Origin of the sequence: Streptomyces sp. I05A-00742 (assembly GCF_013055795.1) — a bacterium.
Taxonomy (GTDB): domain Bacteria; phylum Actinomycetota; class Actinomycetes; order Streptomycetales; family Streptomycetaceae; genus Streptomyces.
Genome location: NZ_JABETO010000031.1, coordinates 53,422 through 76,346, shown reverse-complemented (window position 1 = coordinate 76,346; position 22,925 = coordinate 53,422). Strand labels below are relative to the sequence as shown.

Annotated in this window: 20 protein-coding genes and 1 pseudogene; 8 read left to right on the top strand and 13 right to left on the bottom strand. The window is 72.4% G+C overall.

The window, feature by feature from the left end:
- The coding region (locus tag HN013_RS24650; protein WP_171169844.1) for a protein kinase at window positions 1-919 on the bottom strand (919 nt) is incomplete at its 3' end.
- A 292-nt stretch (window positions 920-1,211) separates the two neighbouring features.
- Window positions 1,212-2,486, bottom strand: a pseudogene (locus HN013_RS24645) (serine/threonine-protein kinase); the annotation flags it as partial.
- A gap of 113 nt (window positions 2,487-2,599) precedes the next feature.
- On the opposite strand from HN013_RS24645, the gene HN013_RS24640 reads away from it, so the two are divergent.
- The gene (locus HN013_RS24640; RefSeq protein ID WP_171169840.1) at window positions 2,600-3,718 is read left to right on the top strand and encodes a serine hydrolase; all 1,119 of its coding nucleotides are present in this window, start codon (window positions 2,600-2,602) and stop codon (window positions 3,716-3,718) included.
- 18 nt (window positions 3,719-3,736) lie between these two features.
- On the opposite strand, the gene HN013_RS24635 is transcribed toward HN013_RS24640, so the two are convergent.
- Window positions 3,737-5,446: a glycerol-3-phosphate dehydrogenase/oxidase gene (locus HN013_RS24635; protein WP_171169839.1), complete on the bottom strand. Its 1,710-nt coding sequence runs from the start codon at window positions 5,444-5,446 to the stop codon at window positions 3,737-3,739.
- Window positions 5,447-5,744: 298 nt separating this feature from the next.
- Here HN013_RS24635 and HN013_RS24630 point away from each other — a divergent pair, with 298 nt between their 5' ends.
- Window positions 5,745-7,013 (top strand): nucleotide sugar dehydrogenase, encoded by a 1,269-nt coding sequence (locus HN013_RS24630; protein WP_171169837.1) that lies wholly within the window; start codon window positions 5,745-5,747, stop codon window positions 7,011-7,013.
- Window positions 7,014-7,239: 226 nt separating this feature from the next.
- Here HN013_RS24630 and HN013_RS24625 read toward each other — a convergent pair whose 3' ends face one another.
- The 5 genes from HN013_RS24625 to HN013_RS24605 all read right to left on the bottom strand — a co-directional run bounded on the left by HN013_RS24625 (window position 7,240) and on the right by HN013_RS24605 (window position 13,265).
- Entirely contained in the window at window positions 7,240-8,388 is a 1,149-nt protein-coding gene (locus HN013_RS24625) for a rod shape-determining protein (protein ID WP_171169831.1), read from the bottom strand.
- Between the two features lie 110 nt (window positions 8,389-8,498).
- Window positions 8,499-9,626, bottom strand: a complete 1,128-nt coding sequence (locus tag HN013_RS24620) for a GuaB3 family IMP dehydrogenase-related protein (protein ID WP_171169828.1) — start codon at window positions 9,624-9,626, stop codon at window positions 8,499-8,501.
- Between the two features lie 160 nt (window positions 9,627-9,786).
- A complete protein-coding gene (guaB, locus tag HN013_RS24615) occupies window positions 9,787-11,289 on the bottom strand; it encodes an IMP dehydrogenase (protein ID WP_171169826.1) in 1,503 nt (500 codons plus the stop codon).
- Between the two features lie 189 nt (window positions 11,290-11,478).
- A complete protein-coding gene (locus HN013_RS24610; protein ID WP_212764757.1) occupies window positions 11,479-12,186 on the bottom strand; it encodes a sigma-70 family RNA polymerase sigma factor in 708 nt (235 codons plus the stop codon).
- Between the two features lie 467 nt (window positions 12,187-12,653).
- Window positions 12,654-13,265 carry a response regulator transcription factor gene (locus HN013_RS24605; RefSeq protein ID WP_003948568.1) on the bottom strand — a complete coding sequence of 204 codons (612 nt, stop codon included), beginning with the start codon at window positions 13,263-13,265 and terminating at the stop codon, window positions 12,654-12,656.
- A gap of 431 nt (window positions 13,266-13,696) precedes the next feature.
- On the opposite strand from HN013_RS24605, the gene HN013_RS24600 reads away from it, so the two are divergent.
- Window positions 13,697-14,017, top strand: coding sequence for a WhiB family transcriptional regulator (locus tag HN013_RS24600; protein ID WP_171169824.1), 321 nt, complete (start codon window positions 13,697-13,699; stop codon window positions 14,015-14,017).
- Between the two features lie 52 nt (window positions 14,018-14,069).
- Here the strand turns inward: HN013_RS24600 and HN013_RS24595 are convergent, their stop codons facing one another.
- Entirely contained in the window at window positions 14,070-15,008 is a 939-nt protein-coding gene (locus HN013_RS24595) for a LysR family transcriptional regulator (RefSeq protein ID WP_171169822.1), read from the bottom strand.
- 131 nt (window positions 15,009-15,139) lie between these two features.
- Here HN013_RS24595 and HN013_RS24590 point away from each other — a divergent pair, with 131 nt between their 5' ends.
- A complete protein-coding gene (locus HN013_RS24590; RefSeq protein ID WP_171169820.1) occupies window positions 15,140-15,844 on the top strand; it encodes an MOSC domain-containing protein in 705 nt (234 codons plus the stop codon).
- 46 nt (window positions 15,845-15,890) lie between these two features.
- The gene (locus HN013_RS24585) at window positions 15,891-16,664 is read left to right on the top strand and encodes an SDR family oxidoreductase (protein WP_171169818.1); all 774 of its coding nucleotides are present in this window, start codon (window positions 15,891-15,893) and stop codon (window positions 16,662-16,664) included.
- Window positions 16,665-16,769: 105 nt separating this feature from the next.
- On the opposite strand, the gene groL is transcribed toward HN013_RS24585, so the two are convergent.
- From groL to HN013_RS24570, 3 genes are all read right to left on the bottom strand, one after another.
- Window positions 16,770-18,392 (bottom strand): chaperonin GroEL, encoded by a 1,623-nt coding sequence (gene groL / locus HN013_RS24580; RefSeq protein ID WP_171169816.1) that lies wholly within the window; start codon window positions 18,390-18,392, stop codon window positions 16,770-16,772.
- Window positions 18,393-18,512: 120 nt separating this feature from the next.
- Window positions 18,513-18,821: a co-chaperone GroES gene (gene groES, locus HN013_RS24575; RefSeq protein ID WP_171169814.1), complete on the bottom strand. Its 309-nt coding sequence runs from the start codon at window positions 18,819-18,821 to the stop codon at window positions 18,513-18,515.
- A gap of 254 nt (window positions 18,822-19,075) precedes the next feature.
- Window positions 19,076-19,954 (bottom strand): polysaccharide deacetylase family protein, encoded by an 879-nt coding sequence (locus tag HN013_RS24570; RefSeq protein ID WP_171169812.1) that lies wholly within the window; start codon window positions 19,952-19,954, stop codon window positions 19,076-19,078.
- 82 nt (window positions 19,955-20,036) lie between these two features.
- On the opposite strand from HN013_RS24570, the gene HN013_RS24565 reads away from it, so the two are divergent.
- Together HN013_RS24565 and HN013_RS24560 are read left to right on the top strand one after the other, a co-directional pair.
- The gene (locus tag HN013_RS24565; RefSeq protein ID WP_171169811.1) at window positions 20,037-21,251 is read left to right on the top strand and encodes a THUMP-like domain-containing protein; all 1,215 of its coding nucleotides are present in this window, start codon (window positions 20,037-20,039) and stop codon (window positions 21,249-21,251) included.
- 29 nt (window positions 21,252-21,280) lie between these two features.
- Complete coding sequence (locus tag HN013_RS24560; protein WP_171169809.1) at window positions 21,281-21,901, top strand: Uma2 family endonuclease; 621 nt, start codon at window positions 21,281-21,283, stop codon at window positions 21,899-21,901.
- A gap of 16 nt (window positions 21,902-21,917) precedes the next feature.
- Here HN013_RS24560 and HN013_RS24555 read toward each other — a convergent pair whose 3' ends face one another.
- Complete coding sequence (locus tag HN013_RS24555) at window positions 21,918-22,289, bottom strand: hypothetical protein (RefSeq protein ID WP_171169806.1); 372 nt, start codon at window positions 22,287-22,289, stop codon at window positions 21,918-21,920.
- 158 nt (window positions 22,290-22,447) lie between these two features.
- Here HN013_RS24555 and HN013_RS24550 point away from each other — a divergent pair, with 158 nt between their 5' ends.
- The gene (locus HN013_RS24550; RefSeq protein WP_171169804.1) at window positions 22,448-22,879 is read left to right on the top strand and encodes a cytidine deaminase; all 432 of its coding nucleotides are present in this window, start codon (window positions 22,448-22,450) and stop codon (window positions 22,877-22,879) included.
- Window positions 22,880-22,925 lie beyond the last annotated feature (46 nt).

Below are 22,925 nucleotides of genomic sequence, written 5' to 3'. Positions count from 1 at the left end.
GCCGCTCCCCCGCGCCTCCCGGCGCCGTGCCGCGCATCAGCGCGTCGGCGCTCCAGGGCGCGGTGGAGTCGGGGGCCGGGGCGGTGCCGCTGGCGGCGCTGCCGCCGCCCCAGGTCGAGGAGCCCGTCGGGGGGCGTCCGGCGCGGGCCGCGGCGAGGGTGCCGGCGCGGTAGGCGGCGATGGCCTCGGAGCGGGGGCCCTTCTTGCGGCCGTGCGACGCGGGTGCCGTCCCGGCTCCGGGCACGCCGGCGGGCCCGGGCGGTACGGGAGTTGGCGCGGGCGCCTTCGGCGCGCCCCCGGCGGGCGGGACCGGGTCGTAACCGCAGAGCGCCTCCTCCGCCGCGCCCGCCGCCAGGCCGGTCAGGACGGCCCGGCCGTCCTCGCAGATGAGCACCGTGCGGGTGGTGATGTTGCGGTGGGTCCAGCCCTGGGCGTGCAGGGCGCGGAGGGCCGTCAGGACGTCGGCCGCGACCTCGGCCGCCCGGTGCGGGGAGAGCGTGCGTTCCGCGAGGACGGCGGCGAGCGGGCGGGCGGGGACGAGTTCGCTGACGATCCAGAGGCTGCCGGCCTCGGCGAAGACATGGAAGACCTGGTCGAGGCGGGGATGGTCGGGGATACCGGCCGCGGCGGTCGCGGCCTCCAGCGCCCTGCGGACCGCCGGGTCCGCGGCCCCGGCGACCGTACGCCCCGGCCGCCCGGCCCGGTCGCCGCCGCTCCCCCGCCCCGGGCCGCCCGCGCCCCCGGGCCCGCCCTCGACGAGCTCCGCGTCCACGACCTCCGGCAGCGGAATCTGCCGGATCAGGACCTCCTGCCCGCTGTACACGTCGAACGCGCGCGTCTCCACCAGCTCGAACGCGTCGGACGGCGGCAGCGGAAGGCGATACCGGTCGGCGAGCACCCGGCCCGCATAGTCGTCCACGACGCCTCCCCAAAGCGCGCGATCCCTGCACCCACCACCCGACCGGCCGCGGCCACCGGCGACTTGGCGCCCGGCCACGGCTGCGTTCCGTCCCCGGTCCTTCACGATACGTGCCGAACGCACCGTGGCGCGCCCGTACCGCTCAGATCGTCGGACTCGATGAACGGCGGCCGTTCAGCACCCCGTTCGAGCGCCGCACACGCCGCCGTTCAGTGGTCCGTACCTTCCTGCTGCCGGAGCGCCGGCGGACCTCCTACGACGACGCCGGACCCGGCACGGACACCGCCACGACCGCCGGACGTCCGGAACCGGTGTGCCCGAGGCTGCCGTTGTCCGAGTCGCCCGAGTTCACGACGAGCGCGATGACCGTGCCGATGACGGCCAGCACCACCACGGCCACCACGGCGAGCAGCACACGCTTCTGCACCGGGGGCCGCATCCGCACCAGGGTCTCGGTGTACCCGCCGCCCACCGGCTCCGCCTCGGCGCGGGCCGCGGCCGCGGAACCGGACGGGGTCGCGTCGCGCAGCGGCCGGAAGGCGCTGCCCGAGGTCTCGCCGTCGGTGCCGGTCGCGGTCCGCTCCCGGGGCAGGGGCGCGGGCTTCCGCGGGGTCTTCTCCCGGGCGGGTCTGTCCGCCTTCGCGGGGCCGGCGAGGCCCTTGGGGACGGCGATGGCCTGAGTGGTGTCCGGGGCGGGCGTACGGGCGGGCCTGGCCGGCCGCTCGTCGGGGGCGTTGACCGCCTCCGTCAGCAGCGCCCGCGCGCCCGCCTCGTCCAGCCGCTTCTGCGGGTCCTTGGCGAGCAGCCCGTACATGACACCTTCGAGCGGGCCCGCGTTCTTCGGCGGGCCCAGCGGCTCGGTCATGACGGCGGTCAGGGTGGCGATGGCCGAGCCCTTGTCGTACGGCGGGGCGCCCTCGACGGCCGCGTAGAGCAGGCCGCCCAGCGACCACAGGTCGGCCGGCGGGCCCGGCTTCTGACCGCGCGCCCGCTCGGGGGATATGTACGAGGGGGCGCCGACGAGCATGCCGGTCGAGGTGACCGACGGGTCGCCCTCCACCTGGGCGATGCCGAAGTCGGTGAGGACGACGCGGCCGTCGTCGGCGATGAGCACGTTGGACGGCTTCACGTCGCGGTGCAGGATGCCCTGGAGGTGGGCCGCGCGCAGCACGTCGAGGACGGCGAGGCCGACCTCGGCGGCGCGCCGCCACTTCAGCGGGCCGTCCTCGCGGATGACGTCCGCGAGCGAACGGCCCTCGATGAGCTCCATGACGATCCAGGGGCGGTCGTCCTCGTGCACCACGTCGTAGACGGTGACGGCGCCCGCGCTGCGGATCCGGGCGATCGCCTTGGCCTCGCGGAGGGTACGGGTGATGAGGCGGCGCTTCTCGTCCTCGTCGATGTTGGCGGGAAAGCGCAGCTCCTTGACCGCGACGACACGCCCGAGCGTCTCGTCGGTGGCCCGCCAGACCGTTCCCATGCCGCCCCGCCCGAGCACGTCGCCGAGGCGGTAGCGCCCGGCGAGGAGGCGCCCGGTCGTACCCTGCGTCTGCTCCGCGTCCGACATGCGTCCCCTCTGGCATTCAGCTCTGCGACCAACCGACCCCGGCAGAGCGACCATTGTCTCTCATCCGCCGACCAGAGGAAGGCCAGGGTCCGCCGACCATGGATGATGAGCGCATGCCGACGCGCAGTGCCCTCTCGCGCCTCACGGCGGCCATGACCGCGCTGTGCTGCACCGTCACGGCCCTGACGACGGCGTGCGATGGCGACCCTGCCCGCTCTCCAGTACAGGACATGGTTGCACGAGGACCGGTTCCCGGCGCCGCCGAGCTGTCACAAGATGCTCACGGCGGCTCCCGGTTCACCACCGCCGGGGTGGCGGACCTCCGCACCGGGCGCCGCATCCGGCGCACGGACCGCTTCCGGGCCGGGAGCATCACCAAGACCGTGGTGGCCACCGTCGTCCTCCAGCTGGTGGCCGAGGGGCGGCTGCGGCTCGACGAACCGGTCGCCCGGCGCCTCCCGTCCCGGGAGGCCACCGCGCTGCGCCGCCGCGGCCTCACCCGGAACGTCACGGTCCGCCAACTCCTCACCCACACCGGCGGGCTGTTCTCCTACACCGACGACCGCTCCTTCTCCCGCTCGTTCCTCGGCGAGGGGTCCGCCGGGCACCGGTTCGAGCCCCACACGCCCGGCGCACTGGTACGGACCGCCCTCTCCCACCGCTCCTACGCGCCTCCCGGCGCGCGCTACCACTACTCCAACACCGACTACCTCCTGCTCGGCATGGTCATCCGTCAGGTGACCGGCCGGTCCTACGCCGCCGAGGCCCGGCGCCGCGTCCTCGGCCCCCTGCACCTCACCGGCACCAGCTTCCCCGGCACCCGGGTGACCCTCCCCGCCCCGCACGGCCGCGCCTACACGCCCTCCCCGCGCGGCCCCGTCGACGTCACCGACCTCAACCCGTCGGTGGCCGGCGCCGCGGGCGAGCTCGTCTCCACCCTCCCCGACCTCAACCGCTTCTTCGCCGCCCTGCTGGGCGGCGCCCTGCTCCCCCCGCCGGAACTGCGCGCCATGCGCGACACGTCCGCCTCCGGCGGGCGCTACGGCATGGGCCTGTTCCCGGTGCGGCTGCCCTGCGGGGCGGTGCTGTGGGGGCACAACGGGGAGATCAGCGGCTCGTACGTACGGGCCGTGGGGACGGCGGACGGGCGGCATGTGCTGACGTACCGGGCGAACACGGACACGGTTCCGGCGGAGGCCGAAGAGCGGCTGCTGAGCGCGGAGTTCTGCTGAGACCGGGCTGTACGGGGCCTACCCCAGCGGCTGGATCTCCGGCGCCCCCAGGCGCGCCGCGTCCGCCGTCCGGTCGTCGGGCTGCCGCTGCGACTCCCGCTCCGCCTCCACCCGCTTCTCGTAGTGCTCGACCTCCTTGCCGGCCTGCTCCGCGTCCCACCCCAGCACCGGCGCCATCAGCTCCGCCGCCTCGCGGGCGCTGCGCGTGCCGCGGTCGAAGGTCTCGATGGAGATCCGGGTGCGGCGGGTGAGGACGTCGTCCAGGTGCCGGGCGCCCTCGTGGGAGGCGGCGTAGACGACCTCGGCGCGCAGGTAGTCCTCGGCGCCGCCGAGGGGCCGGCCGAGCGACGGGTCGGCGGTCACCAGGTCGAGCACCTCGCCGACCAGCGAGCCGTACCGGTTGAGCAGGTGCTCCACCCGCGCCACGTGCAGCCCGGTGCGCTGCGCGAGCTGGGCGCGGCCGTTCCACAGCGCCCGGTAGCCCTCGGCGCCCACCAGCGGGACGTCCTCGGTGACGCACTCGGCGACCTTCTGGGCCAGCCCGTGCACCGCCTCGTCCACCGCGTCCTTGGCCATCACCCGGTAGGTCGTGTACTTGCCGCCCGCCACGACCACCAGGCCCGGCACCGGGTGGGCCACGGTGTGCTCGCGGGACAGCTTGCTCGTCGCGTCCGACTCCCCGGCCAGCAGCGGGCGCAGCCCGGCGTACACGCCCTGCACGTCGTCCCGGGTGAGCGGGACGGCGAGCACCGAGTTGACGTGCTCCAGCAGGTAGTCGATGTCGGCGCTGGAGGCGGCGGGGTGGGCCTTGTCGAGGTCCCAGTCGGTGTCCGTGGTGCCGATGATCCAGTGGCGTCCCCAGGGGATGACGAAGAGGACGCTCTTCTCGGTGCGCAGGATGAGCCCGGTGGTGGAGTGGATGCGGTCCTTGGGGACGACCAGGTGGATGCCCTTGGACGCCCGGACGTGGAACTGGCCGCGCTCGGCGATGAGCTGCTGGGTGTCGTCCGTCCACACGCCGGTCGCGTTGACGACCTGCCGGGCGCGCACCTCGAACTCGCCGCCCTGTTCCAGGTCGCGCACCCGCGCCCCGACGACCCGTTCGCCCTCCCGGAGGAAGCCGACCACGCGCGCCCGGTTGGCCACGTCGGCGCCGTACGCGGCGGCGGTGCGCACCAGGGTGGTGACGTAGCGGGCGTCGTCCATCTGGGCGTCGTAGTACTGGAGCGCGCCCACCAGAGCGTCCTTGCGCAGGCAGGGAGCCACCCGCAGGGCGTGCTTCCGGGTGAGGTGGCGGTGGACGGGCAGCCCGCGGCCGTGGCCGGACGAGAGCGACATGGCGTCGTAGAGCGCCACCCCGGAGCCCGCGTAGACCCGCTCCCAGCCGCGGTGCTGGAGCGGGTAGAGGAAGGGCACCGGTTTGACGAGGTGCGGGGCGAGCCGCTGGAGCAGCAGGCCGCGCTCCTTGAGCGCCTCGCGGACGAGGGCGAAGTCGAGCATCTCCAGGTACCGCAGACCGCCGTGGATGAGCTTGCTGGACCGGCTGGAGGTGCCCGCGGCCCAGTCCCTGGCCTCGACGAGCCCGGTCACCAGCCCTCGGGTGGCGGCGTCCAGCGCCGTGCCCGCGCCGACGACCCCGGCGCCGACCACCAGGACGTCCAGTTCCCGTTCCGCCATCCGGGCGAGCGCCTCGCCGCGCTCGGCCGGGCCGAGTGTCGCTGTCCTCACCACTGCCTCCCGCTGCCGCTTGCCCGTCGGGCGCCCTCAGGGGGCGCCTCCTCCGATGCTGCCCCAGATCCGGCCGCTCGGCTGTGCCGGATACCCCGGTGATTGCCGGGCACCCCTCGTCATGCCCCGTCACCCCCGGCCCATCCGTCGCAGCCATGACACGGATGGCGACGCCCGCCGCGACAATGCCCGGAATATGTCGTATATCCCCTTAACCTGATGTACATCATCCGGGGATCGGTCCAGCGTCCCCGCCCGCAGGACCCCACGGCTCCTCACCGGGAAGGACCGCTCGCACATGCCCGCAGATCTCGCCGTCATCGGCCTCGGCCACCTCGGCCTCCCGCTCGCCCGGGCCGCCACCGCCGCCTCGCTCGTGACCGTCGGCTACGACCCCGACCCGCACACCGTCGCCGAACTCCGCGCCGGCCGGCTGCCCGCCGAGGACGGCGGCACCCTCACCGCCGCCGAGCTCCGGCGGATGCTCTCCGCCGGCTTCCGCGCCACCACCGAGGACGCCGAACTGGGCAGGGTCCGTACGGCCGTCATCTGCGCCCCCACCCGGCTCGGCGAGAACCGCGCCCTGGACCTCGGCGCCGTGGAACAGGCCGCCCGCGCCCTCGCGGCCCGGCTCCGCCCGCACACCACCGTCCTCCTGGAGTCCGCCGTCCACCCGGGCGCCACCGAGGAGTTCCTGCGCCCCCTGCTCGAAACGGGCTCCGGACTGCGCGCCGGACGCGACTTCCACCTCGCCTACTGCCCCGGCCGCGCCGACCCCGGCAACCGGGACCGCGGCATCGACCGCGTCCCCAAGGTCGTCGGCGGCCTCACCCCCGCCTGCACCGAGGCCGCCGCCGCCTTCTACGGCCGCCTCTGCGAGAAGATCGTCCGCGCCCGCGGCCCCCGCGAGGCCGAGACCGTCCGCATGTGGGAGACCAACTACCGGCACATCAACATCGCCTTCGCCAACGAGATGGCCGTCTTCTGCCACGACATCGGCGTCGACCTCTGGGACGTCGTCCGCTGCGCCGAGACCAAGCCCTTCGGCTTCCAGGCCTTCCGCCCCGGCCCCGGCGTCGGCGGCCACGGCACCCCCGTCGACCCCAACTACCTCTCCTACCAAGGCCGTAGCCTCGGCTACCCCCTCCGCATGGTCGAACTCGCCCAGGAAGTCAACGGCCGCATGCCCCGCTACATCACCCAGCGCTGCGCCGCCCTCCTCAACGAACACGGCAAGTCCGCCCGCGGCGCCCGCGTCCTCCTCCTCGGCGTCGGCTACAAGGCCGACACCGCCGACCAGGAGGGCTCCCCCGCCCGCGAGATCGCCTCCCGGCTCATGGAGCTCGGCGCCCAGATCGGCTTCCACGATCCCTACGTGCCGCAGTGGCGCGTTCTGGGGCGGCCGGTGCCGCGGGTGGACTGCTTGTACGAGGCGGCTTCGACGGCGGACCTGACGGTGCTTCTTCAGCACCATCGGACGTATGACTTGCAGGGGTTGGCGGTGAAGGCGCAGCTGCTGCTGGACACGCGGGGGGCGAGCCCGGCGGGGGCGGCGCACAGGCTGTGAGCTTGCCCCGGGCCCACCCTTTCACCGTTTCTTGCGGGGCGAGCCCCCGCACCCCCGAGCGCACCTGCGGCGCGCTGTCCTCAATCGCCGGACGGGCTGGCTTAGCCCGTCCGGCGATTGAGGACAGCGCGCGCAGCGCGCTTCGCGGGGGTGTGGGGGCGCAGCCCCTGCAAGACACGGTGAAATGGGGGTGCCCCCTCTGGGGGAGGGACCGGGGCAAACCCCCCTACAACCGCCCACTCGCGGGCAACCGCGGCTGCGCATCCAGCAACGTCCGCAACTTCGCGAAGTCCTCGACACACCGCCCAGTCCCCACCGCCACACAATCCAGCGGCTCATCCGCAACAAGCACCGGAATATCCAGCTCCCGACTCAACCGCACATCCAACCCCCGCAACAACGCCCCACCCCCCGTAAGCACAATCCCCCGATCCATGATGTCCCCGGACAACTCCGGCGGCGTCTCGTCGAGCGTCTGCCGCACCGCCATCACGATCGCGTCCACCGGCTCGGTCAGCGCATGCCGGACCTCATCGGCGGTCAGCTCCAGCGTCTTGGGCAGACCACTGACCTGATCCCGCCCCCGGATGGTGAAACGATCGGGCGGCAGCAACCCCTGAGTCTCCTCAGGGTCCCCACCGGCACCACTCTCGGGGTGCTTCTCCAACTGCCGGGCCACGGAGGCGAGTCCGGCGGCGGTCCACTTCCCGGTGGGCGCCGCGGAGCCGATGCTCAGCTTGATCTCCTCGGCGGTGCGCTCACCGATGGCGAGGGCGTACTCCTTCTTCACATAGGAGATGATCGCCGCGTCCATGGCATCGCCGGCGGTCCGCACGGACCGGGCGGTGACGATGCCGCCCAGCGAGATCACCGCGACCTCCGTCGTACCGCCGCCGATGTCGACGACCATGCAGCCGGTCGGCTCGCTGACGGGCAGGCCCGCGCCGATGGCCGCCGCCATGGGCTCCTCGACGAGGTGCACGGCCCGCGCCCCGGCCTGGGAGGCGGCCTCGATGACGGCCCGGCGCTCGACGCCGGTGATGCCGGAGGGCACGCACACCACGACGCGCGGCCGGGAGAGCCGGCGGTTGCCGGTGACCTTCTTGATGAAGTGCCGGAGCATCCGCTCGGCCACCTCGAAGTCGGCTATGACGCCGTCGCGCATCGGGCGGATGGCCACGATGTTCGAGGGGGTCCGGCCGATGGTCTCCTTCGCCTCGGAACCCACCGACAGCACACTGCCGTCCTCGGCATTGACGGCGACGACCGAGGGCTCGTTGAGTACCACTCCTCTGCCCCGCACATACACCAGCGTGTTCGCGGTGCCGAGGTCGATGCCCATGTCCCTGCCGGTGAACGACTTGCTTTGCGCCATAAGTCGCAAGTATTCACCATGGCCGAACCTTTATGCGGAGCCGACGGCGGGGACCGGACACGGCGAAGGCCCGGCCGCCCACGGCGACCGGGCCCACGTCCGACGGAACGTCAGCGGTTGTCGTGCTGCGACGGCGCGACCGTCACCTCGACCCGCTGGAACTCCTTGAGCTCGCTGTAGCCCGTGGTCGCCATCGCCCGGCGCAGCGCGCCGAAGAAGTTCATCGACCCGTCAGGGGTGTTCGAGGGGCCGAGGAGGATCTCCTCGGTGGTGCCGACCGCGCCCAGGTTCATGCGCTTGCCGCGCGGCACGTCCTCGTGGACGGCCTCCATGCCCCAGTGGTGGCCGCGGCCCGGCGCGTCGGTGGCGCGGGCGAGCGGGGAGCCCATCATCACGGCGTCCGCGCCGCAGGCGATGGCCTTCGGCAGGTCGCCGGACCAGCCCACGCCGCCGTCGGCGATCACGTGCACGTAGCGGCCGCCGGACTCGTCCATGTAGTCCCGGCGGGCGGCGGCCACATCGGCGACCGCGGTCGCCATCGGGACCTGGATGCCCAGCACGTTACGGGTGGTGTGCGCGGCGCCGCCGCCAAAGCCGACGAGGACGCCGGCCGCGCCGGTGCGCATCAGGTGCAGGGCGGCGGTGTACGTGGCGCAGCCGCCGACGATCACCGGGACGTCGAGCTCGTAGATGAACTGCTTGAGGTTCAGCGGCTCGGCGGCGCCGGAGACGTGCTCGGCGGAGACGGTCGTGCCGCGGATGACGAAGATGTCCACGCCCGCGTCGACGACGGCCTTGGAGAACTGCGCGGTGCGCTGCGGGGAGAGCGCGGCGGCGGTCACGACACCGGAGTCGCGGACCTCCTTGATGCGCTGCCCGATCAGCTCCTCCTTGATCGGAGCGGCGTAGATCTCCTGCAGGCGCTTGGTCGCCGCGTGCTCGTCCAGCTCGGCGATCTCGGCGAGCAGCGGCTCCGGGTCCTCGTAGCGGGTCCAGAGGCCCTCGAGGTTGAGGACGCCGAGGCCGCCCAGCTCACCGATGCGGATGGCGGTCTCGGGCGAGACGACCGAGTCCATCGGCGCGGCCAGGAACGGCAGCTCGAAACGGTAGGCGTCGATCTGCCAGGCGATCGAGACCTCCTTCGGGTCACGGGTGCGCCGGCTGGGGACGACGGCGATGTCGTCGAACGCGTACGCCCGGCGCCCGCGCTTGCCGCGCCCGATCTCGATCTCAGTCACGTCTGTGGCCTTTCCTTCTACGTCTGCCGCACTCCAGTATCACCGACGCGGACACCTCGGCCCGTCCGGCGTCGAGGACAGCGCGGGGTGCGGGGGCGCGGCCCCCGCGAGAAACGGGAAGGGGCGGGGTGGGGAGCACCCCACCCCGCCCCCCACCGCCTCAGCGCCGGTTGTAGTTCGGCGCCTCGACCGTCATCTGGATGTCGTGCGGGTGGCTCTCCTTCAGACCCGCCGCCGTGATCCGCACGAACGTGCCCTTGTCCTTGAGCTCCTGCACATTGGCGGATCCCACATAGCCCATGGACGCCCGGAGACCACCGATCAGCTGGTGGGCCACCGACGCCAGCGGGCCGCGGTAGGGCACCTGGCCCTCGATGCCCTCGGGCACCAGCTTGTCCTCGGAGAGGACGTTGTCCTGGAAGTAGCGGTCCTTGGAGAAGGAGCGGGCCTGGCCGCGCGACTGCATCGCGCCGAGCGAGCCCATGCCCCGGTAGGACTTGAACTGCTTGCCGTTGATGAAGACCATCTCGCCCGGCGACTCCTCGCAGCCGGCGAGCAGCGAGCCGAGCATCACCGTGTCGGCACCGGCCGCGATCGCCTTGGCGATGTCGCCGGAGTACTGGAGGCCGCCGTCGCCGATCAGCGGGACGCCCGCCGCGTGGCACGCCCGCGCGGCCTCGTAGATCGCGGTGACCTGCGGGACGCCGATGCCGGCGACCACGCGGGTGGTGCAGATGGAGCCGGGGCCGACGCCGACCTTGACGCCGTCCACACCGGCGTCGATCAGCGCCTGGGCGCCGTCGCGGGTCGCGACGTTGCCGCCGACGACATCCACGTCGATGTTGGACTTCACCTTGGCGATCATGTCGAGGATGCCACGGCTGTGGCCGTGGGCGCTGTCCACGACGAGGAAGTCGGCACCGGCCTCGACCAGGGCCTGGGCCCGCTCGTACGCCTCGGCGCCGACGCCGACCGCGGCGCCGACGACCAGCCGGCCCTCGGCGTCCTTGGCGGCGTTGGGGTACTGCTCGGCCTTGACGAAGTCCTTGACCGTGATGAGGCCCTTGAGCACACCGGCGTCGTCGACCAGCGGCAGCTTCTCGATCTTGTGGCGGCGGAGCAGCTGCATGGCGTCCTCGCCGGAGATGCCCACCTTGCCGGTGACCAGCGGCATCGGCGTCATGACCTCGCGGACGGCACGGCTGCGGTCCAGCTCGAAGGCCATGTCGCGGTTGGTGACGATGCCGAGCAGCTTGCCGGCCGGGTCGGTGACCGGCACACCGCTGATCCGGAACCGGGCGCACAGCGCGTCCGCCTCGGCGAGCGTGGCGTCGGGGCGGACGGTGATCGGGTCGGACACCATGCCCGACTCGGAGCGCTTGACGAGGTCGACCTGGTTGGCCTGGTCCTCGACGGACAGGTTGCGGTGCAGCACGCCCGCACCGCCCTGGCGGGCCATGGCGATGGCCATCCGGGCCTCGGTGACCTTGTCCATGGCGGCGGACAGCAGCGGAATGTTCACCCGGACGTTGCGCGAGACGCGGGAGGAGGTGTCGACCGCGTTCGGCAGCACCTCGGACGCGCCCGGCAGCAGCAGGACGTCGTCATAGGTCAGACCGAGCATCGCGAACTTCGCGGGCATTCCGTCGGCGTGGTCAGTCATGACACCTTCCCAAATACAGAGTTCTCCCGGGGCCGTCACCACCGGCGGCTGCCGCCGCGGGCCCCGGAACCCCCTTGCCTCAGCGAGGACTCCCATGCTAACGGCCGTCGAAGGTGTCCCATTCCACGATCGGTGAGGATCGCATCACTTGGAGGTTCCCACGAGCCACCGGCCCCTTGGGAACGCCCGTCACTGCTCCGCGAGCGCCCGCAGTCTGCTGAGCGCCCGGTGCTGGGCGACCCGGACCGCGCCGGGCGACATGCCCAGCATCTGTCCGGTCTCCTCGGCGGTCAGCCCGACGGCGACCCGGAGCAGGACCAGCTCGCGCTGGTTCTCCGGGAGGTTGGCGAGGAGCTTCTTGGCCCACTCGGCGTCGCTGCTGAGCAGCGCCCGCTCCTCCGGCCCGAGGGAGTCGTCGGGCTGCTCCGGCATCTCGTCGGAGGGCACGGCCGTGCTCCCCGGGTGACGCATGGCGGCCCGCTGGAGGTCGGCGACCTTGTGCGCGGCGATGGCCACGACGAACGCCTCGAAGGGCCGCCCGGTGTCCCGGTAGCGGGGCAGGGCGCAGAGCACCGCGAGGCAGACCTCCTGCGCGAGGTCGTCCACGAAGTGCCGGGCGCCCCCCGGCAGCCGCGACAGCCGGGTGCGGCAGTAGCGCAGCGCCAACGGGTGCACCAGGGCGAGCAGGTCGTGGGTGGCGCGCCGGTCGCCCTCGACGGCGCGGGTGACGAGGGCGCCGATCTCGCCGGGCCCCGCCGCACCCGGCGTCACACCCGAGGGCGGGCCCGCGGGTGCGCCGACGGCCGGGGCCGCGGCGGGCACTTCGGCCGGGCCGGCGGCGGGACCCGTGGCAGGGTCCGCGGCAAGGAGCCGCCCCGGGGTCTCGTCGTCACGCATCGGTCCATGGTGCCTCGGCGTCCGACGATCCACGGCACCGCCTTCATAGTTGTGCGTCGAACCGTTACGCGTCGGTGTCCTCGCACTCACGTCTCGCGTCGCCCCCTTCCGGGTATACCCGCCCCGCGCCCACGACTCCACCGATAGCTTGAGCCCGTGCCGTCCGGCTCCGTGCCGGACGACAACAAGCTGTGCCTGCCCGTCATGAGGTCTCTTCTGGCCGAGCGAGAAGGGTCGGCCTCTGCCGGGGAGGAGTCACACCTCAAGGATGCGGCATCCGTCGGAGTTTCGGCGCCGGGCGTCGCGCTGCGGGGTCGCCGTGCGCGTCACCCGGCGCCGCCCCGGCCGTTGCGGGCGGCCCTGCCGATGACGTCCGGCGAGGGCCGGCACCGTCGACGGCACGGCCGGCGTCGCCGCGAACGGGGGCCGCACACCGCGACCGCGCAGCGCCACGCGCCCGCCGGCTGCTAGCGGACCAGGCCCCAGCGGAACCCGAGGGCCACGGCGTGCGCCCGGTCCGAGGCGCCCAGCTTCTTGAACAGCCGCCGCGCGTGGGTCTTCACGGTGTCCTCGGAGAGGAAGAGCTCGCGGCCGATCTCGGCGTTGGACCGGCCGTGGCTCATGCCCTCCAGCACCTGGATCTCCCGGGCGGTGAGGGTGGGCGCCGCGCCCATCTCGGCCGAGCGCAGCCTGCGGGGGGCGAGCCGCCAGGTCGGGTCGGCGAGCGCCTGGGTCACCGTCGCCCGCAGCTCGGCGCGCGACGCGTCCTTGTGCAGATAGCCGCGGGCCCCGGCGGCGACCGCGAGCGCGACCCCGTCCAGGTCCTCGGCGACCGTGAGCATGATGATGCGGGCCCCGGGGTCGGCGGACAGCAGCCGGCGCACGGTCTCGACGCCGCCCAGACCGGGCATGCGTACGTCCATCAGAATGAGGTCCGAACGATCGGCGCCCCAGCGGCGGAGGACTTCCTCGCCGTTGGCCGCCGTCGTCACGCGCTCGACGCCGGGCACGGTCGCCACCGCACGACGGAGCGCCTCTCGGGCAAGCGGGGAGTCGTCGCAGACGAGGACGGATGTCATGGCCGTCCTCCGCAGCTGATGCGCGTCACCTTGAGCCTCCAGGCTGGTACTGATCGTCACCTGCGCGATTGGCGAGACACCTGCGTGAGCAGACCGTCGCGGACCATCTCGGACACCTGCCCGACCGCTGCATTCGCCAACCGCCTCCGCACTCTCAACGACGGTCACCCGAAAGAGTTACGGGCTTGGTCGGCCATGTTCGGCACTCTACGTGAGGGCCCGAATACGGAGCAGGGCGCACAGGGGGCGCTCGTCAGATCGTTCGAGTAGTGCCCCATTTGCCCGCTTGGAGTCGTTTTTCTTCCCATTCGTCTGCAACTGTGGCTAGATTCGCAATGAGTCATATTTTCATCTGCTCATAGGGAAGCAGGACCAGCTCCACTCCGACCGTCGCATCGATTTCGCTTCGATTCGTTCCGAGGGGACTAGCAATGGCAGATTTCTCCCGGCTCCCCGGCCCCAACGCCGATCTGTGGGACTGGCAGCTGCTGGCCGCCTGCCGCGGCGTCGACAGCTCGCTGTTCTTCCACCCGGAGGGCGAGCGCGGCGCGGCCCGCAGCGCACGCGAGACCTCGGCGAAAGAGGTGTGCATGCGCTGCCCGGTGCGCGCGGAGTGCGCGGCGCACGCGCTGGCGGTCCGGGAGCCCTACGGCGTGTGGGGCGGACTCACCGAGGACGAGCGCGAGGAGCTCATGGGCCGGGCCCGGCACCGGCCGATCTCGGCCTCCAGCCCGAGCCCGATGAGCGCCTGAGCCCCGATCCGCGCCTGAGCACGGGCCGAAAAGCGATGCGGGGCCGTACCGCTCAGCGCCGTGCGGCCGCGGCCAGCCGGTCCAGCATCTCCGCGACGGCCGGCACCCGGGCCAGGTCCGGCAGGGTCAGGGCCACGACCTCCCGCTGCACCGCCGGCTCGACCGGTACGGTCCTGGCGCCCCGGTGCCGTACCGACTCGACGGCGAGCTCCGGCATCACGGCGACCCCAAGACCCGCTCCGACCAGGCCGAACACCGCCGGGTAGTCGTCGGTGGCGAAGTCGATCCGCGGGGTGAAGCCCGCGTTCTCGCACACCTCCACCAGGTGCCGGCGGCAGCGCGGACAGCCGGCGATCCACGGCTCGTCCGCGAACTCGTCGATGCCGATCTTCTCCGCCCCGGCCAGCGGGTGCCCCTCGGGGACCACGCCGACGAGCCGGTCGGTGAGCAGCGGCCGGACGACGAGGTCGTCCTTCCCCCACGCGCCGTCGGGGTCCGCCGCCGCCCCGCCGGCGGCCGGTCCCGAGCCGCGCACCTCGGGGTAGCGGAAGGCCAGCGCGATCTCGCAGTCGCCGGCGCGCAGCATCTCCACCGAGCGCGGCGGCTCGGCCTCGACGAGGGAGATCTGGATGCCGGGGTGGGCGGCCCGCATCCCGGCGAGGGCGGTGGGCACCAGGGTCGAGCTGCCGCTGGGGAAGGAGACGAGCCGGACCCGGCCGGCGCGCAGTCCGGCGATCGCGGCGATCTCCTCCTCGGCCGCGGTGAGCCCGGCGAGGATGCCGGCGGCGTGCCGGACGAGCGCCCGGCCGGCCTCGGTGAGCCGCATCTCCCGGCCCGCGCGGACGAGCAGCGGGGTGCCCGCGGACTGTTCCAGGGCCTTCATCTGCTGGCTGACGGCGGGCTGGGTGCAGCCCAGCTCACGGGCGGCGGCCGAGAACGAGCCGGTGGTGGCCACGGCGCGCAGCACTCTCAGATGACGGGCCTCGATCATAGAGAAAGCATAAGGCCCGCTTGGGGCGGAGCGGAAATACGACCGAGATGCTTTGAGCTGCGGTCCTCGGCGGGAAGAGCACGGGAAAAGCGGAATCCCTCCTTCCTTGGCCACCCGCCTACCCTCGTCCGATGCGCATCCTCTCCGTGAACGTCGGCCGGGACCGGACCGCCGCCGACCGGCCCGCCGAGGGCGGCACCTTCGCGGCCGGTCTCGCCACCGGCATCGACAAGCGCCCCGTGGCGGGTCCGGTGGCGGTGGCCGCGCCCGGGCCCAAGGGCGAGGCGGGCAGCGGCCTCGCCGGCGACACCATCGTGACGTTGAAGCACCACGGCGGGAACGACCAGGCGGTGTACGCCTTCGCCCGGGAGGACCTCGACCGCTGGGAGCGGGAGCTGGGCCGGGCGCTGCCCGCGGGCTCGTTCGGCGAGAACCTCACCACGTCCGGGCTGGACGTGAGCGATGCCCGGATCGGGGAGCGCTGGCGGATCGGCGACCGGCTGCTGCTGGAGGTCACCTCGCCGCGCGTCCCCTGCCGGACGTTCGCCGACTGGCTGGGCGAGGCGGGCTGGATCCGGCGGTTCACCCAGGACGCCGCCCCCGGCGCGTACCTTCGGGTGCTCGAACCGGGAGAGGTCCGTGCGGGTGATCCCGTCACCGTCGTCCACCGGCCCGGGCACGAGGTGAGCGTCTCCTTCGCCTTCCGCGCGCAGACCACCGAACGGCCGCTGCTGCCCCGCGTTCTGGCGGCCGGCGAGGGACTGCACCCCGAAGTCCGGCGCAGGGCCGAGCGGTACGCGGAGTCGCTGCGGCCCGCCGAGGACGTCCCGTCCTGACGGGAGCGAGCCGCGGCGCGGTTCCGCCGGACATTAACGTTCCGGTATGACGACTGCATTGATCACGGGAGCGACGGCCGGCATCGGCGCGGCCTTCGCGCGACGGCTGGCCGCCGAGGGTCACCACCTGGTGCTCGTGGCCCGCGACGAGAAGCGGCTGGACGAACAGGCCACCGAACTCCACGACCGGCACCGGGTGGAGGTGGAGGTGCTCCGGGCCGACCTGTCGACCGAGGAGGGCATCGCGGCCGTCGAGGCCCGGCTCTCCGACCGCAGGCACCCCGTCGATCTGCTGGTCAACAATGCCGGGTTCGGCAACAAGGACCGCTTCCTGGAGGTCACCGTCCAGGACGAGCTGACCATGCTCAAGGTGCACTGCGAGGCGGTGCTGCGGCTCACCATGGCGGCCGCCCGCGGGATGCGGGAGCGGCGGCGCGGCGGGGTGGTCAACGTCGCGTCCGTCGCCGCGTTCGTGCCGCGCGGCACCTACGGGGCGAGCAAGGCGTGGGTGGTGCAGTTCACCCAGGGCGCGGCGCGGGACCTGGCGGGCAGCGGGGTGCGGCTGATGGCGCTGTGCCCGGGGTTCGTCAGGACGGAGTTCCACGAGCGGGCCGGGATGGGGACGGACAACATCCCGGGGTGGATGTGGCTGGACGCGGACCGGCTCGTCGACGCGGCGCTGAAGGACCTGGCGCGGGGCAAGTCGCTGTCGGTGCCGGACCCCCGGTACAAGGCGCTGACCGGGTTGTCGAAGCTGGTGCCGCGGAGCGCGCTGTCCCGGGTGTCGTCCACGACGGGCCGCAAGTACGGCACCAACTGAGTACGGCATCAACTGACGCGCGTACGCCGGAGGCCCGGCATCCCCGCGGACGGGGATGCCGGGCCTCCGCGGCTTCGGGGTGAAGCCGTTGCTTCAGGATGAAGCTCAGTGCGCGTGGCCGTGGCCGTGGCCGGCCTCGGCGGGCTCCTCTTCCTTCTTCTCGACGACCAGGGTCTCGGTCGTGAGCAGCAGGGAGGCGATGGAGGCGGCGTTCTCCAGGGCGGAGCGGGTGACCTTGACCGGGTCGATGACGCCGGCCTTCACCAGGTCGCCGTACTCACCGGTGGCGGCGTTGAAGCCCTGGCCCTTGTCGAGCTCGGCGACCTTGGAGGTGATGACGTAGCCCTCCAGGCCGGCGTTCTCGGCGATCCAGCGCAGCGGCTCGACGGCGGCGCGGCGGACGACCGCGACACCGGTGGCCTCGTCGCCGGTCTTGCCCAGGTTGTCGTCCAGCACCTTGACGGCGTGGACCAGGGCGGAGCCACCGCCGGAGACGATGCCCTCCTCGACCGCGGCGCGGGTCGCGGAGATGGCGTCCTCCAGACGGTGCTTCTTCTCCTTGAGCTCGACCTCGGTGGCCGCGCCCACGCGGATGACGCACACGCCGCCGGCGAGCTTGGCGAGGCGCTCCTGGAGCTTCTCGCGGTCCCAGTCGGAGTCCGTGGACTCGATCTCGGCCTTGATCTGGGCCACGCGGCCGGCGACCTCGTCCGAGTTGCCGCCACCGTCGACGATGGTGGTGTCGTCCTTGGTGATGGTCACACGGCGGGCGGAGCCGAGCACGTCCAGGCCGACCTGGTCGAGCTTGAGGCCGACCTCCTCGGCGATGACGGTGGCACCGGTGAGGGTGGCCATGTCGCCCAGCATCGCCTTGCGGCGGTCGCCGAAGCCGGGGGCCTTGACGGCCACGGCGTTGAACGTGCCGCGGATCTTGTTGACGACGAGGGTGGAGAGCGCCTCGCCCTCGACGTCCTCGGCGATGATCAGCAGCGGCTTGGAGCCACCGGCCTGGATGATCTTCTCCAGCAGCGGGAGCAGGTCGGCGATGGCCGCGATCTTGCCCTGGTGGATCAGGATGTACGGGTCGTCGAGGACGGCCTCCATACGCTCCTGGTCGGTGACCATGTAGGGCGAGAGGTAGCCCTTGTCGAAGGCCATGCCCTCGGTGAAGTCGAGCTCCAGGCCGAAGGTGTTGGACTCCTCGACGGTGATGACACCGTCCTTGCCGACCTTGTCCATGGCCTCGGCGATGAGCTCGCCGACCTGCTTGTCCTGGGCGGACAGCGCGGCCACGGCGGCGATGTCGGCCTTGGAGTCGATCGGGCGGGAGGTCGCGAGCAGCTCGTCGGAGACGGCCTTGACCGCGGCGTCGATGCCCTTCTTCAGGGCGGCCGGGGAGGCACCGGCGGCGACGTTGCGCAGACCCTCGCGGACCAGCGCCTGGGCCAGGACGGTCGCGGTGGTGGTGCCGTCACCCGCGATGTCGTTGGTCTTGGTCGCCACCTCCTTGACGAGCTGGGCGCCCAGGTTCTCGTACGCGTCCTCCAGCTCGACCTCGCGCGCGATGGTGACGCCGTCGTTGGTGATGGTGGGGGCGCCGAACTTCTTGTCGATGACGACGTTGCGGCCCTTGGGGCCGATCGTCACCTTGACCGTGTCGGCAAGCTTGTTGACGCCGCGCTCAAGGGCGCGACGGGCGTCCTCGTCGAACTTCAGGGTCTTCGCCATGGGTTACGTATCCTTCGCCGTGTCTCTCGAACGAACTGCGCCCCCGGCGCCCGGTTGTTGGACGCGGGAACCAGGGGCACAGAACAGAAAGCCTCGAAAATTCGAAAGCTTCGGGGTGAATTACTTCTCGATGATCGCGAGGACGTCGCGAGCCGAGAGGACGAGGTACTCGTCGCCGTTGTACTTCACCTCGGTGCCGCCGTACTTGCTGTAGAGCACGACGTCGCCGACCTTGACGTCGAGCGGCAGGCGCTCGCCGTTCTCGAAGCGGCCCGGGCCCACGGCGAGGACGGAGCCCTCCTGGGGCTTCTCCTTCGCGGTGTCCGGGATGACCAGGCCAGAGGCCGTGGTCTGCTCGGCGTCGAGCGGCTGGACCACAATGCGGTCCTCGAGCGGCTTGATGGCAACCTTGGAGCTGGCGGTCGTCACGATCCGACCTCCCCCTTCGGAGATCTCACGGGGTCAATTGTCTGAGGTGGCGACCAGGTGGATCCGTCGTCGCGGGTGCCGGACCTGCCCGTCGCTGCGTTTGGCACTCCCGACTGGAGAGTGCCAACGGAGCCGAGACTATGACGCGCTTAGCACTCGGTCAAGCGGAGTGCCAATCTGCCGACGCGCGCCGGGTGCCACCGGGCGCGTCGCACCCCCGGTGGGAGCCCTCGCGGGAGCCCGGTGGGAGCCGGTCAGACGTAGTCCTCCAGCCGCGCCACGGTGTACCCCTGGCGCTGGATGCTGCGCACCATGTTGGTGACCATCCGCGTCATGGTGGTCCCCTTGAGCTCGGCCGGGCCGCGGAAGTGCGCGAGGACGATGTCGCCGGGACGAAGCTTCCCCGCTTCGGCGTACCTCATGTCATTGATCTGCATCGTGGCCTGCCACAGCACGACGGCCTTCACCCCGCAGGAGCCGGCCGCCGCCAGGGTGGCGTCGTTGTAGTTGCCGTACGGCGGACGGAACAGCTCCGGCCGCTTGCCGAACCGCTTCCTCAGCGTCTCCTGCTGCCCGCAGATCTCCCGCTTCTGCGCCTCGGCGGAGAGGGTGCGCAGATTGGGGTGGGTGAGCGTGTGGTTGTGCACGCCGTTGCCGAGGGCGCTCAACCGCTCGAAGTAGCCGTAGCCGCGCCCGGCGCGCGCGGCGCTGTCCGTCAGGAACATGCTGAACGGCAGCTTGAGGTCCTTGGCCATCCTCAGGAACGCCGGGTCCTTCTCGGCGCCGTCGTCGAAGGTCAGGAAGACGACCTTGTCCTTGGTCGGCACCCGGCGGATGATCCGCGGCACCCCGCCCTTGTGGTCCCGCGTGAGCCGTGCGGCGGGCGGGGCCGGAGGTGCGGCGAGCGGCTTGTCGAGCCCCCAGCGGCGGTACGCGGTGGCGTCGGCGGTGGGCGTGGGGGTGCCGGGACGGGAGGGCGCGGCGCTCCCGCTCTTACCGGTGGCGCTCTCCGGCCGGCCGGATCCGTCCTTTCCGTCCGGTCCGGACGAGCATCCGGAGAGCAGGAGGGCGACGGCGCAGAGCGGGGCGAGGGCGAGGCGGGCGCGGGTTCGGCCGGTTCCAGACGGGGTCACGCGAACGATTCTTGTTCATTCGTTCGAGTGGCCCGGAGGGGGAGAGCGGAGGGACGGGCGCGCGGTGCACGAGAATGGGAACGTGCCCGCCCCGAACGCCCAGTCCACCGCCGACGGCCCCACCGCCGCCGTCGACAGCTTCGCCGCCCTCCTCACCGACGAGGGCCGCCGGCTCCTGGAGGAGCTGCGCGACCACGACCCGGCGCGGGAGCTGGCCGTCGCGACCCGGCTGCGGCGCGACCACCCCGCCGAGCTGGTCTCCGCCGCCCTCGGCCAGGCGCGGCTGCGGCAGCGCGCGGCGGCGAAGTTCGGTACCGAGGACGCGTACCGCATGTACTTCACGCCCAACGGCGTCGAACAGGCCACCCGCGCCTCCGTCGCCACCCACCGCGCCCGCCGCTTCGCGGACCTCGGCGTGCGCCGCCTGGCCGACCTCTGCTGCGGCATCGGCGGCGACGCCATCGCCCTGGCCCGGGCCGGCGTCTCCGTCCTCGCCGTGGACCGTGACCCGCTGACCTGCGCGGTGGCCGAGGCCAACGCGGCGGCCCTGGGCCTGTCGGACCTGATCGAGGTGCGCCGCGCGGATGTGACCGAGGTCGACACCTCCGGGTACGACGCGGTCTTCGTCGACCCGGCGCGGCGATCGGGCCGCGGCCGGATCTTCGACCCCGAGGCGTACTCCCCGCCCCTCTCCTGGGCCACCGAGGCGGCCCGCACGGCCCCGCACGCGGCCCTGAAGATCGCTCCGGGCGTCCCGCACGAGGCGATCCCCGAGGACGCCGAGGCGGAGTGGATCTCGGACGGCGGTGATGTGAAGGAGGCCGTCCTCTGGTTCGGCACCACCCCGGGCGCCCGCCGCGCGACCCTCCTCCCGTCCGGCGCCGCCCTGACCGGCACCGGCCTCCCCGACCCCGCGGTCCGCCCCGTGGGCCGCTACCTCTACGAACCGGACGGCGCGATGATCCGCGCCCACCTCGTCGCCGACGTCGCCGACGCCCTCTCCGGCGGCCTGATCGACCCGACGATCGCCTACATCACCTCCGACGAGCTCCGGCCCACCCCGTACGCCTCCGCCTACGAGATCACCGACGTCCTCCCCTTCAACCTCAAGAAGCTCAAGGCCCTCGTCCGTGAACGCCGCATCGGCGTGGCCGTCATCAAGAAGCGGGGCTCGGCGGTGGAGCCGGAGGAACTGCGCAAGAAGCTCAAACTCGAAGGTGTGAACTCTTGTGTGATCGTCCTTACGCGGGTGGCGGGCGCCCCGATGATGCTGCTGGGGCATCCGGTCCAGGCGTAGCCTGGCATGAGCGACAAGGGAGGACAGCGATGACCGCCGATCCCATCACCGAGCCGGTGAACACGCCGCAGGAGCAGGACCCCATCGACATGTTGGCCGCGTTGGACGAGGCCGCGGGCCACGTTCTGCGCGCCGAGTTCATCGAGGGGACGGCAACCTTGGTTCCGCCTAGTGATCGCCAGCACAATTTCGGTGCTTTCCTCCTGGCGATGCAGCTGCACTCCGCCGGGCTGACCTTGGCCGGCATCGGGGACGGTTACACCACCCGCCTCAAGGAGGACGGACTGCGCGATCTGATCATCCCCGATTTCGCCGTTCTGAGCCGTAAGCCGACCGACACCGACGAGGAGTACCGGAAGGATCACAGGGGCTGGTACTCCATCGATCTGGTCACCCTCGCCGGAGAGATCACGTCCAGCAATCACGAGTCGGACACCGGCCCCAAGTACCGCAGCTACGCGGCAGTGGGCGTCCCCGTCTACGTGCTGATCCACCGTCTGCGGCGGAAGGCGTTCGCCTTCTCGGACCCCGTTCAGGACGAAAACCCGGTCAAGTCCCGCTACGCCACCAAGGTCGAGGTGGACCTCGGCATGAGGCTCCCCCTTCCCGACCCCTATCCCGTGCTGGATACCTCCGCCCTGCGCCCCTGACGCCACGCCGGAGAGCTCACCCGAGCTCCGTGAGCTCCTCCGCGTAGAACGTCGTCAACGGCTGGGGCCCCACGTACTGCTGGCAGTTGCAGCGCTCCCGCTCGTACGCGACCGGCTTCTTGTCCGCGTCCCAGGCGACGGCGGACTCGACCGACTCATGGCATTTGCCCTGCTTGTCGTGTTTCGCCAGGTGATGCCCACAGCCGCACACAGGCGTCGGCGGCTTGTCGGCCGCCTCCAGCTCCGCGCGCTGCTTGTGCTTGGCCTCCATCAGTTCGAGCTTGCGCTCGTGCCGCGTGCGCAGCCCCGCTCGCACATTCCCGCCGACCGCGCCCACGACGCCCGCCAGCGGACCGCCGAAGATCACTGCCCACCAGATCCATCCCATGGTGGCCCCCTCCCGTACTTCCCGTCGTGCGGACGGGAACGTTCCTCCGCCCGGGACCCAGGATAAATCGGGACGACATCCGGTCCGTCCCCCCTCCACACTGGGCCCCACGGGGGCCCGGCCGGGCCCCGACCGGAGAGAGAGGAGGCACCACGGAGATGACCCCCCGCCCGTCCCGCCCCGTGGACCACGAACTCGTCGAGGCGGCCGCCCACGTCGCCCGGACCCACACCTTCGGCGAGGACCACACCATGGCCGCCGCGGCCCGCACGGACGACGGCCGTGTCGTCACGGGCCTGAACGTCTACCACTTCACCGGCGGCCCGTGCGCCGAACTGGTCGTCATGGGCGCCGCGGCGGCGCAGGGGGCCCGCTCCCTGACGGCGATCGTCGCCGTGGGCGACCGCGGCCGCGGCGTCGTCCCCCCGTGCGGCCGCTGCCGCCAGGTGCTCCTCGACTACTACCCCGGCATCGACGTGATCGTCGGCGGCGGCGACGAACTGCGCGCCGTCCCGGTCACGGACCTCCTCCCCGAGAGCTACGTCCACGCGGACCACCAGGACGATCCGGCGGGGCCGGGGCCGGCCTGACCGGCACGGCTCCCCCTTGGGGTCAACACCTTCCCTTGAAAGCCCC

Bases quoted from the DNA above. Each gene is read 5' to 3' on its own strand.
- groL (WP_171169816.1), bottom strand. From the start codon at position 18,392: ATGGCGAAGACCCTGAAGTTCGACGAGGACGCCCGTCGCGCCCTTGAG.
- HN013_RS24625 (WP_171169831.1), bottom strand. From the start codon at position 8,388: ATGGCGCAAAGCAAGTCGTTCACCGGCAGGGACATGGGCATCGACCTC.
- HN013_RS24605 (WP_003948568.1), bottom strand. From the start codon at position 13,265: ATGACATCCGTCCTCGTCTGCGACGACTCCCCGCTTGCCCGAGAGGCG.
- HN013_RS24560 (WP_171169809.1), top strand. From the start codon at position 21,281: ATGACCGCCGATCCCATCACCGAGCCGGTGAACACGCCGCAGGAGCAG.
- HN013_RS24550 (WP_171169804.1), top strand. From the start codon at position 22,448: ATGACCCCCCGCCCGTCCCGCCCCGTGGACCACGAACTCGTCGAGGCG.
- HN013_RS24555 (WP_171169806.1), bottom strand. From the start codon at position 22,289: ATGGGATGGATCTGGTGGGCAGTGATCTTCGGCGGTCCGCTGGCGGGC.
- HN013_RS24590 (WP_171169820.1), top strand. From the start codon at position 15,140: ATGCGCATCCTCTCCGTGAACGTCGGCCGGGACCGGACCGCCGCCGAC.
- guaB (WP_171169826.1), bottom strand. From the start codon at position 11,289: ATGACTGACCACGCCGACGGAATGCCCGCGAAGTTCGCGATGCTCGGT.
- HN013_RS24600 (WP_171169824.1), top strand. From the start codon at position 13,697: ATGGCAGATTTCTCCCGGCTCCCCGGCCCCAACGCCGATCTGTGGGAC.
- HN013_RS24640 (WP_171169840.1), top strand. From the start codon at position 2,600: ATGCCGACGCGCAGTGCCCTCTCGCGCCTCACGGCGGCCATGACCGCG.
- HN013_RS24595 (WP_171169822.1), bottom strand. From the start codon at position 15,008: ATGATCGAGGCCCGTCATCTGAGAGTGCTGCGCGCCGTGGCCACCACC.
- HN013_RS24585 (WP_171169818.1), top strand. From the start codon at position 15,891: ATGACGACTGCATTGATCACGGGAGCGACGGCCGGCATCGGCGCGGCC.
- HN013_RS24630 (WP_171169837.1), top strand. From the start codon at position 5,745: ATGCCCGCAGATCTCGCCGTCATCGGCCTCGGCCACCTCGGCCTCCCG.
- HN013_RS24610 (WP_212764757.1), bottom strand. From the start codon at position 12,186: ATGCGTGACGACGAGACCCCGGGGCGGCTCCTTGCCGCGGACCCTGCC.